Consider the following 12,131-nt stretch of genomic DNA (forward strand, 5'->3'; position numbering starts at 1 on the left):
GAGCGACTTCTGATGCGATCAAGCATGGAATGGTTCATCGCATCCGTCGTGGTCGTTGGGATCCTGATTTTCGTCGCCATCAAATGGCGTAAGTTTCTCGAGCGTCTGGACCGCATTCGCGTCCGAGAGTACCTCGACGTCCGCGGTTGTCGATTCATCGACATGGAGGCGACGGCCGAGTTACCGATTCCGTGCGGCGAATACTACGAGCGAGACTATCGCCTTGTTTACGAAGACCGCGAAGGAAATGCCCATGACGTCTGTTGCCGCACGAGCATGTGGTCCGGCGTCTATTTCACCGACGATCGCCTTCAGCAGCCATCGCAACCGCCATCGCTGTCAACGTCGCCGAGCGACGACTGGACGAACTTGCGCGAAGAAAACCAGCGACTGGGCGAGGAATTGGGGCGATTGCGGCGGCGCGATGCCTGATGTTCGCAAGTTCGTAGGTCAGGCACCGCCGCCGAAGCCGAAATCGCGGCAGCTTTGTATTCGCATCCAGCGTCCAAAATGCATGCGCATGGCGTGCCTGACATGGAAACGGCGCCGTCCATTGTCAGGCACAGATTCCGCATCGTTTCGGACGTCAAGATATCGTCGCAGAGCGCCGCGCGAATCGCTTCGGCTGCGGTGCCTGACCTACTCGATATCGATTTGACGCCCGACGACCGAAATAATTATTTCGCAAGAATGCCTTCGAGAGCATCTCTAAGCCGCTGAGTCTTTTGAGGATCGCTGTCGTTTCCAGGAACTCCAAAGTAGAACCAATGCTCACGCCATTTGCCCGAATCAGAGCCCGCCCCCGGATAAGAGGCACCCTTCGACAGGAATACCCTATTGGGTCCAACTCGATCGCTCGCCACAGCAGGGGTCACATGAACGAGCGCTCTGTCCGCCGTAGAGACCACGGTACTGTGCCATTGCCGCAGCGCGCTGTCATCGTTCACAATCAACACTCCGTTGCTCGGAATATGGAAGCTGTATTCCGCCTTGCCGGGCATCGTAACACCTTGATTAACACGCGCGACGATTACGAATGGGCCATCGAAGTCCGCAGGGAGAGTAAAGTTTACCGTCGCGGCTTTGGAAAATGGCAACCGGATAGAGCCTACCAACGCCAAGCCGGCGACGATCCCCACTAACAGGATGACGCAACCGACAATCGTCGCAGAGGCACTCAGTCCCCGCTCCTTGCTGGCCGATACTTCAACGACATCACCACTTCGGAGTTGTTGCATTGATGATTTTTTCCTTCGTTCCAGAACTCAAGGTGTGCGAGTTCGATCCGATTAGCAAACTCCAAATACCGTCGTTTGTTGCCGACTATTAACTGAGACTCGTACCCGTGATTGCGTTGCCGAGTGACGCGGGGTGTCTGGGGCTGGGGCAAGCGACGAGATTTCGCCGAGCCGAACAAGCTGGGGCATCGTGGCGGTCTGTTGATGAATCCAACGAAGCCCCAATGGTTGGGCCATGGTGACCGCGCATTGAGTGCCGCTGCCCCAGGCACCCGCGTTATCGCAGATCGTTCATTTGACAAGAAAAGTCTGTGCGGATTCGTTCGATCCAAATCCTTCCATATGGATCGGATTCGTGCTGAGGTCCTTTGGCCCTCCTTCGAGGCAGGCAATGAGTCCTAAGCGTTTTGCGGCCGCGTAGAAACTCTCCCGCGCTGATTCATTGGCAACGGTCGGCGCGTGCGAACCATACGAGGCCAACGCGTCGTTGATGACGCTCGGCCAAGGCGCTCCGGCCTCGTCCGCCAACTTGGCGACTAGTTGGCGCTGCTCTTCGCTGAGTTGGATTGCGTTCGGATCGGTGGCCATACCCCAAGTATATCGCGCCCCAGAACAGGAGGCCAACTCGCCCTCTACGGCTCCGCCCCCACCTTAATCGGCGCCCCGACCAGATTCCCCCATTCCGTCCACGAGCCGTCGTAGTTCTTCACCTTGCCGTAGCCCATCAGGTATTTGAGGACGAACCAGGTGTGGCTGCTGCGTTCGCCGATGCGGCAGTAGGCGATGACTTGTTGCGGGCGTTTGATGCCGCATTCTTTTTGATAGATCTTTTCCAGCTCGTGGAGCTTTTTGAACGTGCCGTCCTCGTTCACCGCGCGGGCCCAGGGGACGCTCACCGCGCCGGGGATGTGACCGCCGCGGAGCGCGCCTTCTTGCGGGTAGTCGGGCATGTGGAGCATCTCGCCCGTGTACTCGCCCGTGCTGCGGACGTCGATGAGGGGCTTACCGGATTTCTGGTGCTTGGCCACTTCGTCGCGGAACGCGCGGATCGATTTGTCCGGCTCCTGAGCCTGATAGTTGGTGCGCGGGAATTGCGGCGCGGGACCGCGGGTCCATTCGCGCTTGTCGAGTTCCCAGCGCTTGCGGCCGCCGTCCATCACGCGGCAATCGGCATGGCCGTAAAGTTTGAAGACCCAGAAGGCGTAGCAGGCCCACCAGTTGTTCTTGTCGCCGTAGAAGACCACGGTCGTGTCGTTCGAGATTCCGTGCGCGCGGCAGAGTTCCTCGAACCGCGATTTGTCGATGTAGTCGCGGATCAACTGGTCCTGCAGATCGGTGTGCCAGTCGATTTTCACCGCTTCGGCGAGGTGCCCTTGCTCGTACAGCAACACGTCTTCGTCCGACTCCACGATGCGGACGTTCGGGTCGCGGCGGTGCTCCTCCACCCAAGCGGTGCTGACAAGAACTTCGGGGTGCGCGTAGGCTCTGGCCATCGATCGGGGCTCCTGGGCAAGCTCGTGGGTGACCCTGCAAACTACCCCCGATGGAAGGCCCGGGGAAGGGGTAAGACACTAGCCCGTAGCGCCAACGAGGGAGAGTTGGCGTGGTGAACAAGTTCACAAAACTCTCAACGACGTCGAATCAAGTTACTGACAGCGTCGCCGAGGACTTGATCTTGATCCTGATTGCAACGTCATCTCTCCCTCGTTGGCGCAACGGGCTAGTATTGCGTTTTCGCCTCCGAAACAGACCAAAGCTCCCGAGCGCCACCATCGCCAGGCCGACGGTCCCCGGCTCCGGCACGCGGACGATGTCGAGGGCGTCGAGGTCGCTGCCGGCGATGCCGAGGAACTGGGCCCGAGCATAGAGACTGCCGCCCGCCCCGATGCGGACATTGGGGCGAAACATGCCATCGAAGCGGGTGAAGAAGACGTCGCCGCCGGTCGCGGCTCCGGCCAGCGACGGGCTGCCCGTGGCCAGGCTGAAGAGCGCCGTGTCGCGCGTCAGCGCGCCGGCCGCGCGATCGAGTGCGCCGATCGTGTCGACGTCCGAGAGTACGAGGGCGTCGATGATATCGCCTGCCTGCAGGCCGATCGTTCCGCCTTCGGCAAAGATATTGAAGGCGAATGCGCCGGTGGGCTCTAACTGAAAAGCGTTGCTGGCGTCGCGGATCACGGAAACAAAAATGTCGTCCGTCGTTCGCGCGCCGGTGAGCGATGGCGAACCGTTTCGCAATGTGAAATACGTGGCGAGATTCGGCATCCCGTCGCCGTCAGAATCGACCGCGCGCAATGGTCCGGCGCCGTCCGTATCTTTGAGCGGGCTATCAAGTTCCAGCGCGTCAAGGTCATCGGCGGGCATGACGCCGGCGGCGTCGGCAAGACCCAAACTCGAGGCCGTAGCGTAGAGCGCATTGCCAGCGCTGGCTGGCGTCAGTCGCTCGGAGGCGTAGCGGCCGAAGGCCGGCAACTTACGCGACTTTCGCAACGCTCCGCTTCCGGCGGTGGAGAACACCAGCACGCCCGGCTGCATGCCGGGCGGGCCTTCGTCGTCGAGCGTGCCGTCGTGCCCCCAACTCAACCCCGCCAGGTCGTCGGTCCGCGCCGCGGTGTCGTCGGTCGTCAATCCCAGCACGCCGGGCTGATTGAGCATCACGCCGAGCGACGCAGGCGGCGCGTTGTGCGGACCGACACGGCTGCGCGTGTTGAGCGCGCCGCTCAAGCGTTGCATGTTCTGTCCGGGCGCGTTGTCCGTGCTCGCCGTACCGGAAACGAAGATTTCGCTCTGCGTTTGGAAATTGGCTGGTCCCTCCGTGCCGAGGGAGTTGACGTCGTTGGGGAAAGGATTCGCGCCGTTGAGCGGCTGAAGACCGCGCGACCCAGACCTGACGCTGAACGATAGGCCGTCCGTCGATCCCGCCGAGAAGGCCAAGCCAAACGGCGCGGCGTTGCCGCCGCCATTGCGCACGCGTAGTTCATAGCTGCCTTCGCGCGGCACGTTGAAGTAGAGGTGCTCGACGCTATCCACGGCGCTGTTGCTCGTGGCCACGATCGCTTCAGCGCCGGGCGCCGTACGAACGAGTTCCAGGCTCAAGTTGTCAAAAGCCTGAACCGTGTAGGCGGAGACATTGTCGCGATCGTTCGCCGTGGCGTTGACGACGCGATCCCAGGTGAGCGTCGCCACGACCAGCGACCCGGCATGCAGCGCCCGGCCGCCGAACAGTCCGACGTTTTGCGCTCCACCGGCGGCAACGTTGCCAGCGCGCAAGCCCAGATCGTCGCGCGCCGCCGGCTGCAATTGCCGCAGTGCCGCGATCGCGTTCACCTGGCCGACGCCGATATCGGCGTCCAACGGTTGCGCGAAGTTCGTGGTGACTACGCCTGGCGCGCCGTTGAGGTCGTTGTAGCGGACCGGCCAGGCCACGCCGTTTGCCGCCGCCGGTACGACGGGAAAGGGGACTACTGCGCCGGCGGGAGGAACCGGAATGGCCGCGAAGCCGGCGGGATTCATCGGAATCTTGCTCATCATGTGCTTCGATGCGCTATTCAACAATGCCGCTTTATTTTGCAGATGATCGAGCGCCAAGCCCGCGTTCGTGGCCCGCTGTTGCATCAGGCCGAGCGTGCCGCTGACAATCGGCGCGGCAAAGCTCGTGCCCGCGCTACTTTGCACACCCGTCGAGTCGAAGAAGCCGTCCGGATTGCCGGCCGGTACGTTGTCGATCAATGACGGCATCTGCGGATCGGAAGTCGCGACGACCGCTCTGGGCGCGGCTTGAAAGGTTACCATGCCAGCACCGACGACGAAGGTTTCGGGCAGGAAGACTTCATTCGGTCCCAATACTGGCGGAAAAACATGCACGGCGCGGCGAGTCCGCGTTACGGTGTTGAGAACAGACTCCTGGACGTTCGATCCGCCCGGCGCAACGATGTCAGTCTTGGTGCGGCCATCCACGGTCTGGTTCGACGTATTGAAATTTGTCACCTGATCGAACCGCCCGCCCGCTGCACGCTGCGTCGTCGCGCCAACGACGATGCCGTTGAACGCGTCAACCGGAATCGAGATGGGATTGTTGTTGAACGTATCTTCGTTTCCGGCGATCACGAACAGCATGTCATCCGCGCGCGTCGCGAGGTCGATATAGAGCGAGAGCAAATTGTTGCCGTCAAGTTGCGCCGCGGCCGGCACGGGCGGAGGGCCGCCGGCGGGAAGATATTGAAGGCTGTCGAGCACTTCGCCGTAGCTCATATTGATGATCCGCGTGCCGCCCCCTTGAGTGCGCACCCACTCCGAGGATGTCACTCCGAATGGCTGGCCGCCGAAGGTCGAGGAACTGAATAGCGTGGCATTGGGGGCGACACCGACGCCTACCCCCGCGGCGCCGGCGGCCGTCATGACGCCTGCCACCTGTGTGGCATGGTTGCCGACGCGCGTGTTGGGCGATGGCGGCGCGATATTGAAATCGGCCACGCCCACGGCGCCGCCGCCGGGATTGACCTGCGGGTGGAAGAAGTTGGGGACGGTGTTATCGAGTTGCGGATCGCCCGGCCGTTTCGGCTCAACCTGGCCAAGGTTGACGCCCGCGCCGTTGACGCCGAATTGCGTCTTGGCGCGATTCACCTGAACGCCGTTCACGCCAAGGGCGTTATCAATCGCCCTAGCCGGGTTCACCAGCAATATTCCAATGACGAGCGCGGCGCACTTCCTCATGGCATGAAACTCCCAAGAGATTTCGACACGGTCTGCGATCGGCCGCGCAATGCGAATCCGCCCAGAGGAGGCGATGATGGAGACAGGCGCAGAAATTTCCGCGACGCGCAAGGCGACGAAGTCGATCGCATAGCCGCCCCCGATCGCCGGTCGAAAGTCTGCGCGACGAGTTATCGAATGCAGCGCAATCGGGCCGGCGCGCTCAGCATATCGGCGGCGGCAACGCAGTCAAGGAAAAACGCTGGAATTAAATCCGCTGCGCATTTCGCACTCGATTACTGGCCTTTGGTGTGAGATAGTTGTTTGAGGAGTATGTGATTCCGACGTTTCGATTGACGACGTGCCGCGAGAACCGCATATTCGCCAGACAATCGCTGCGCATTACCCCCCGTTGGCGATCTAACTTCTCCCCGCCGCGATCGCCATTTTGCACCGCCGTTTCGCTAAGGATCACGCCCGATGATTCGCTTCCGTGTCTTGGCCGTTATTGCCCTGCTGCTGTGGATGTCATCGCCCGTCGTGGCGCATGAAGGGCCGGACCCCGTGTCGCATTGGCTCTTCACCAAGACGACCATGCAAGGTGGCAAGGTGAAGGCGCGATTGGGGCTCGACGCGACGATCCACGGCGCGCCCGTGCTCGTCGACGACGACCACGGCTCGGCGCTCCGCTTCGATGGTGCGCAGGACGCGTTGGTGATCGGCGAAGGCTCGCGCGACGTAGGCGACTACTTGCCGAACAAAAATCTCACCGTGTCCGCCTGGGTGACCATCGAAGCACCCCGGCCGCATGGCGGCATTGTCGGCATCTCCGAAGAAGACGGCGAAGGAGAACGCGGCTGGCGACTCGGGTACAACGAGCAATCGTTCACCTTCGCACTCTCGGCCTTCGGCGCGAACGACGGCAACGGTCGCATCACCAAGCTTGTCGGGCAGACCGCCTACGAAGTCGGCAAGTATTACCACGTCGTCGGCACCTATGACGGCGCACGGATGCGCATCTACGTCAATGGTAAGCTCGACGGCGAAAGCGACGAGCAGAGCGGACCCATTTACTATTCCCGCACCGCGCCCTACATCATCGGCGCGGTGGCGGATCGGGACGAGCGGCATTTTCATCAAGGCTCAATTCGCGACGTCGCGGTCTACGATCTCGTGGCCACCCAGAAATGGGTCGACCATGAATTCGAACATGGCAGCGAGCTCGTGACACTCGCCGCGCGGGCCGTGCCAGACGAGTTGACGTTTATCATCAAGCCGTACCTGCAAAACGTGACGCAGGATGGCATCACCGTGATGTGGGAAACGTCACGCCCGGCCGATGGCAAAGTCGAGTTCGGCGAAAACGACAAGTTCGGTCTTTCGGCCTCGGGCACAATCGGCGTCACAGTCCACGAGATTCGCTTGGAAGGGCTGAAGGCGGAGACCGGCTATTACTACAAAGTCACCGCGACCGACGATCGCGGGCGCACGATTCAAAGCGAATTGTCCTCCTTTCAGTCGGCGAACAAGCTGGAAACGCCGTTCGCGTTCGGCGTGATCGCCGACACGCAAGGCAACCCGGGCGTGTGCAAGACGCTCAGCGACATGATGTGGATGCAGCGGCCGAACTTCTTCATCATCCCCGGCGACCTGGTCGACAGCGGCCCAAACAAAAAGCACTGGACCGAGCACTTTTTTCCGGGCCTGGATCCCATCGCCTCGCGCGTGGCGTTTTTCCCGGTCATCGGCAACCACGAGCGGAATCACCGCTTCTACTACGACTACGTCTCCTGCCCCGCGCCGGAGTATTACTACACGTTCACATACGGCAACTCGCAGTTCTTCATGATCGATTCCAACAAGGAATGCGGCCCGGACAGCGAGCAGTACAAATGGCTGGAAGCGGAGTTGGCCAAGTCGACGGCGCTCTGGAAGTTCGTTTCGTACCATCATCCGTCGTATTCATCCGACGAAGACGATTACGGCGATATGTGGCATGGCAAGTCGGAACATGGCGACCTGCGCTTGCGCCCGCTGTCGGTGCTCTATGACAAGTACGGCGTCGACATGGTCTGGAACGGTCACATCCATTCCTACGAGCGCACCTGGCCGCTCAAGGACGACAAACCGGTCGAGCGCACCGGCACGATCTACATGGTCACCGGCGGCGGCGGCGGCGGACTGGAGACCGCGGGGCCGATCAAGCCGTACTTCCAGAACAACGTCAAACACGGCCACCACTACTGCCTGGTCGGCGTGAACGGCCGGACGCTGGAATTCAAAGCCTTCGACCTGGAAGGGCGTTTGTTCGACTACATGAAGATCGACAAGAGCGCAGCGACGGTGGACGCCACACCAACCGAGACTGCGGCCAAGTAAATACGGACGCCGCAAAGTCGAACCGCTCGCGCTCGTTAAGCCCAGGGAAGGCCACCGAAATCGATCCATTGCCAACGATATCTAGGGCCTTCCCTGGGCTTGGTGCGATCGGCGAACTGTCACACGCGTTACCGCTGCCCGCCATAAATCAGCGTCATCACTTCGCTGCGGCTCGAAAGATGTGAACGGAATATCCCGCGCATTGCAGAGGTGACGCACAGACTGCCAGGGCGGCGGATGCCGCGGATCGTCATGCAGGTGTGCGTCGCTTCGACCACTACGGCGACGCCTTTGGCGTCCAACTCGGACACCAAGAGATCCGCGATCGTCTCCGTCATCCGCTCCTGCACTTGCGGGCGGCGTGAAACCACTTCCACGACGCGGGCCAACTTGCTGAGCCCGATCACGCGGCCGTTCGGCAGGTAGCCGATGTGGGCCACGCCCATGAACGGCAACAGGTGGTGCTCGCAGACACTGTTGAAGCTGATGTCTTTCACCAGCACGACTTCGTCGTACTTTTCGATGAAGAATTTTTTCAAGTGTTGCTTGGGGTCTTCGCGCAAACCGGTAAACAGTTCGGCGTACATCCGCGCCACCCGGGCGGGGGTTTCCAGCAGCCCGTCGCGATCGGGATCTTCGCCCACGGCGGCCAGAATCTCGCGCACTGCCTTCTCGATCCGCGGCAAGTCGACCGGCGCCGGCAAGTGGCCGTTTGCGCCTTCGTCCAACTCGCCCAAGAGGCTGCCGTGGTCCCGCTCGCTGGAATTCGTTCCGCTCACTAGCTCGCTCCCGCCATTGGAATAATGGAGATATTATAGCCGGACCGGCGAGTGCCGATGATTGCCCAACCTGGACCCCGCGCGCGATGTCTGAATTCACCACCGTTTGCAAAGTCGGGGCCATTCCCGAAGGCCAGGGCCGAACGTTCACCGTCAACGACCGGCTGGTGGCGGTCTTTTTCGAGCGCGGCGAGTACCAGGCCATCGACGACCTTTGCCCCCATATGGGCGCGTCCCTCGGCGACGGCCCCGTGATCGACGGCATCGTCACCTGCCCCTGGCACGCCTGGCGTTTCCGCACCTCGGACGGCACCTGGTGCGATAACCCGCGGATCAAGATCGACAGCTTTCCTGTCCGCGTCGTCGGCGACGAAGTGCAGGTGAACGTCCCCGCCAAAGCGCTACCAATGGGGCCTGGCTAACTGCAGAAACAGTAGAAATCGACGCTTTCAAAATCCTTGCCCACTCCCCTTTCGCGTCATTTCGCGTGTTTCGCGGGAAAAATCCTGCCCAACGCCGGCCGGCAGTTTTGTGCAATGATTGACTGTAAATTTGTACACAAAATTGTTGTAATTGGCCGCGCGCCGTCTTAGGATGCCGGTCGTGCTGCGGGTTGTTTATCGGTAAACCCGCCGTTTCGCCCTTCTCGCGGAGCCTCCACCATGATCGCCTCCCCAGCTTTTCCGCGCGACGTAATAGTGGACATTTGTACCGTATTCAAGCGGTCGCCTGCTGTCGTTTCGCCTGCCAACACCGCGGAATGGGATGACGAAGACGGCGACGGACACGACGGCGAGGACATCGAGATGCCTTTTCCAGAGGAAGACCCGGACTGGGGATTTGAAGAAGAAGAGGCGCAGCCAGAGCAGGGAGATTTTTGGTTGGACTCCGACGACGACGAGGACGCGCTATGATTCATCCCGCCCCAGTGCAGTTGGTCGAGTTGATGTTAAGCGAACGCAAGCACTCGTTTCGTACCATATCTCGCTTAACCGGCGTGAGCCGCGGCTCGGTCAGCTTAATTGCGGCCGGCCGCAGACCCGACTACGAAGCCACGCGACGCCAGGATCCGGACGACGATTGGCAGCCTACCGGGCCGATCATGCGCTGTCCCAACTGCGGCGGCCGCGTCTTTTCCCCCTGCCGCCTTTGTCACGTCCGCGCTGAAACGGGCCAACCCGATAAGCGGAAACAACGGCTGCCGGGTAAGTAGTCTTTTCAGGTTTTTCACCACGGAGGTCACGGAGAACACGGAGGCGTGTGCCGTTTTGAACCGCGGAGACGCTGAGAGAGTTTGAACTGTTCAGTTTTCAGTTACTGGACGCAAAGTCCTCCCTGAAAACTGAACACTGAAGACTTCAAACTCTCCCTCCCCCTCCGAGTTCTCCGTGCCCACTGTGGTGAATCTCCGAATAGACGCCGCGCGACTTCGTGAAACTTTGCACAAGCCTTGAGTTTTCTTTTCGCGAAGCGCTTTGACGGCTGCGCTGCGCGCGAAGTAAGATAGGCTTGTTGGTCGGGGCAGAGGCGCTAGTTCGATTTCGCGGCGTTCGCCGTTGCGTCAAGCCAGTCTTGGCGCGCCCACACTTTTCGACAGACTCCCTCTTATCACCACTCACGGGAGAGCCACGGCCATGACGTTGTTGGACATTCTGAATCACAAGGGGCACGCGGTCCTGAGCATCGAACCGACCGCGACGTTGGCCGAGGTGGTTCGCACCTTGGTCGAACACAACTGCGGCTCCTTGATCGTCTGCGCTACCTCGGGCGACGGACTCCGCTCGCGCATGGTCGGCATCATCACCGAACGCGATATCCTCCGCGCCTGCGCCGCGGGCAAGGCGCCGCTGGAACGGCAGCACGTGCACGACGTGATGTCCTCCAACCCGGTCACCGGCCGCCCGAACGATTCGGTCGAAGACACGATGGGCGTCATGACCGATCGTCGCATCCGCCACTTGCCCGTGCTCGACGGCGGCATGCTGGCCGGCATCATCTCCATCGGCGACCTGGTCAAGGCGCAACACGACGCCATGACGATGGAGAACCACTACTTGAAGAGCTACCTGCATGGGTAGTGGAAGAGGAATGTCGAGTTTCTAAATCCGAATGTCGAATCAAGTCGGAATGATTGAATGACGAATGGCCCGGCGCCTGATGAGGTTGCCGGGCCATTTCTCATTTGAGTATTCCGTAATTCGACCTTCGTCATTCCGCCGTCCACGTTTTGATCGCGGCGTCGCTGACCTTCTCCAGCTTCGTGTACGCTGGATGCCGCGTCACCTTGTAGGGGCTGTTGCGGGCGGCGTTGTAGCAGCAAATCAGCGACCAGCGCGGGTGATCGGAAAGATTCTGGTCGGAGCGGTGCAGCAGGTTGCCGTCGAAGAAGAGCGCGTCGCCGGGCTGGCACTCGACGTAGCTTAGTTCCATGCGTTCGAGCGCGGCGTTGACGCGTTCCATGTCGGCGCCGGTTTGATCGCCGGTTTTGCCGTGGTCGATGCGGCCCAATTGTTGCGAGCCGCGCAAGACCTGCAGGCAGCCGTTCTCCCGGTTGGAAGGCGTGACGGCGATCAGGCAGCTCGCCAACAACGGAAACAGGCAGCCGTTGTGATACCAGTAGCCGTAGTCCTGATGCCATTCCCAGGCGCCACCGACGCGCGGTTCTTTCAGCATCATCTTCATGTGCCAGTGGTAGACTTCGCCGCCGAGCAATTGCTCCATCCGATCGACAACGCGCGGCGAACGGGCAAACATGCCGTACAAATTCTCGCCCGGTTCGTTCCAAAGCGCGAGCTTCGTCTCCATGCCGGTCGCGTCTTTGCGTCCGTAAGCCGAAGCCGAGAGCGCGGGATCCTGTTGGGCGAACTCCAGGAGTCGCGACATTTCATCGTCGTGGAACAGTTTGCGCACGAGGATGAATCCGTCGCGCTGGTACTGAGCCAGTTCATCGGGCGTGAGCGGACCTGCGGACATAAGAGGGCCTCGCGAATGATGTCGATCGAGAGCGCGATTATATCACAACCGCTCAACGACGAGAGCACGCGCC

Annotated in this window: 12 protein-coding genes; 6 read left to right on the top strand and 6 right to left on the bottom strand. The window is 60.9% G+C overall.

Features of this window, described 5'->3' with window-relative positions; translation table 11 throughout:
• The first annotated feature begins 12 nt into the window (after positions 1 to 12).
• A complete protein-coding gene (locus tag SGJ19_12830) occupies positions 13 to 432 on the top strand; it encodes a hypothetical protein (protein ID MDZ4781131.1) in 420 nt (139 codons plus the stop codon).
• 245 nt (positions 433 to 677) lie between these two features.
• Here SGJ19_12830 and SGJ19_12835 read toward each other — a convergent pair whose 3' ends face one another.
• The 4 genes from SGJ19_12835 to SGJ19_12850 form a co-directional block, all read right to left on the bottom strand.
• Positions 678 to 1,238: a hypothetical protein gene (locus tag SGJ19_12835; GenBank protein ID MDZ4781132.1), complete on the bottom strand. Its 561-nt coding sequence runs from the start codon at positions 1,236 to 1,238 to the stop codon at positions 678 to 680.
• A gap of 291 nt (positions 1,239 to 1,529) precedes the next feature.
• Positions 1,530 to 1,826, bottom strand: coding sequence for a hypothetical protein (locus SGJ19_12840; protein ID MDZ4781133.1), 297 nt, complete (start codon positions 1,824 to 1,826; stop codon positions 1,530 to 1,532).
• 44 nt (positions 1,827 to 1,870) lie between these two features.
• Complete coding sequence (locus SGJ19_12845; protein MDZ4781134.1) at positions 1,871 to 2,731, bottom strand: sulfurtransferase; 861 nt, start codon at positions 2,729 to 2,731, stop codon at positions 1,871 to 1,873.
• A 148-nt stretch (positions 2,732 to 2,879) separates the two neighbouring features.
• The gene (locus SGJ19_12850) at positions 2,880 to 5,948 is read right to left on the bottom strand and encodes a S8 family serine peptidase (protein MDZ4781135.1); all 3,069 of its coding nucleotides are present in this window, start codon (positions 5,946 to 5,948) and stop codon (positions 2,880 to 2,882) included.
• A 459-nt stretch (positions 5,949 to 6,407) separates the two neighbouring features.
• On the opposite strand from SGJ19_12850, the gene SGJ19_12855 reads away from it, so the two are divergent.
• Positions 6,408 to 8,306, top strand: a complete 1,899-nt coding sequence (locus SGJ19_12855) for a LamG-like jellyroll fold domain-containing protein (GenBank protein MDZ4781136.1) — start codon at positions 6,408 to 6,410, stop codon at positions 8,304 to 8,306.
• A gap of 128 nt (positions 8,307 to 8,434) precedes the next feature.
• Here SGJ19_12855 and folE read toward each other — a convergent pair whose 3' ends face one another.
• Complete coding sequence (gene folE / locus SGJ19_12860) at positions 8,435 to 9,010, bottom strand: GTP cyclohydrolase I FolE (protein ID MDZ4781137.1); 576 nt, start codon at positions 9,008 to 9,010, stop codon at positions 8,435 to 8,437.
• A 161-nt stretch (positions 9,011 to 9,171) separates the two neighbouring features.
• Between folE and SGJ19_12865 the strand changes: the two genes are divergently transcribed.
• The 4 genes from SGJ19_12865 (at position 9,172) to SGJ19_12880 (ending at position 11,163) form a co-directional block, all read left to right on the top strand.
• Positions 9,172 to 9,507, top strand: coding sequence for a Rieske (2Fe-2S) protein (locus tag SGJ19_12865; GenBank protein MDZ4781138.1), 336 nt, complete (start codon positions 9,172 to 9,174; stop codon positions 9,505 to 9,507).
• 240 nt (positions 9,508 to 9,747) lie between these two features.
• A complete protein-coding gene (locus SGJ19_12870) occupies positions 9,748 to 9,999 on the top strand; it encodes a hypothetical protein (GenBank protein ID MDZ4781139.1) in 252 nt (83 codons plus the stop codon).
• Positions 9,996 to 10,298: a hypothetical protein gene (locus SGJ19_12875; GenBank protein MDZ4781140.1), complete on the top strand. Its 303-nt coding sequence runs from the start codon at positions 9,996 to 9,998 to the stop codon at positions 10,296 to 10,298. Before SGJ19_12870 ends, SGJ19_12875 begins: the two co-directional genes overlap by 4 nt.
• A 421-nt stretch (positions 10,299 to 10,719) precedes the next feature.
• Positions 10,720 to 11,163 carry a CBS domain-containing protein gene (locus SGJ19_12880; GenBank protein MDZ4781141.1) on the top strand — a complete coding sequence of 148 codons (444 nt, stop codon included), beginning with the start codon at positions 10,720 to 10,722 and terminating at the stop codon, positions 11,161 to 11,163.
• Positions 11,164 to 11,293: 130 nt separating this feature from the next.
• Here the strand turns inward: SGJ19_12880 and SGJ19_12885 are convergent, their stop codons facing one another.
• Positions 11,294 to 12,058: a phytanoyl-CoA dioxygenase family protein gene (locus SGJ19_12885; GenBank protein MDZ4781142.1), complete on the bottom strand. Its 765-nt coding sequence runs from the start codon at positions 12,056 to 12,058 to the stop codon at positions 11,294 to 11,296.
• Between the last annotated feature and the right edge of the window lie 73 nt (positions 12,059 to 12,131).

The sequence above is a fragment of the Planctomycetia bacterium genome, assembly GCA_034440135.1.
GTDB lineage: Bacteria > Planctomycetota > Planctomycetia > Pirellulales > JALHLM01 > JALHLM01.